Here is a 569-nt window from a genome sequence, read left to right on the forward strand (position 1 = left end):
GGGCGCTGCCGCCGCGCTCGACCAGGAGCGCACCGCCGTCGCCCTCACCCTTCTTGTCGTCGCGCTTGTCCCCGTCACGCGAGTCCGAACCCTGCGACCCCGAACCCTGCGACCCCGAGCCCTGCGACCCCGAGCCCTGCGATCCGGAACCCTGCGAACCCGAACCCTGAGCGACCGGCGCGGCCTGGACCGGCGCGGCCACCGTGGTGGCGGTCTGGGCGCCCATGACGGCCGGCGCGGCCTGGGCGGCCGGTGCCGCCTGCATGCCCTGCCCGGCCGGTGCGGTCTGGGCGGCGGGCGCCGCGCCGTTGGCCGGAGCGCCGTTGCCCGGGGCGCCGTTGCCCGGGGCGCCGTTGCCCGGGGCGCCGTTGCCCGGGGCGCCGTTGCTCGGGGCGCCGTTGCTCGGGGCGCCGTTGCTCGGGCCGCTGTTGCTCGGGCCGCTGTTGCTCGGGGCGCCGCCGCCGCCGTACTTGAAGGCGGTGGCGTTGCCGCCCTTGACGGTGAGGTCCTTCAGGGTCAGGTCGCCGCCGTCGACGACCCGGAAGATCCGGAAGGTGTCCTCGGCGTCG

Annotated in this window: 1 pseudogene; it reads right to left on the reverse strand. The window is 77.5% G+C overall.

Going from position 1 to position 569, the window contains the following annotated elements:
• Positions 1-569 (reverse strand): annotated as a pseudogene (locus F8274_RS31535) (hypothetical protein); the annotation flags it as partial.

Source organism: Micromonospora sp. AMSO31t, from assembly GCF_008868175.1.
In the GTDB taxonomy this organism is placed as follows: Bacteria; Actinomycetota; Actinomycetes; order Mycobacteriales; family Micromonosporaceae; genus Micromonospora.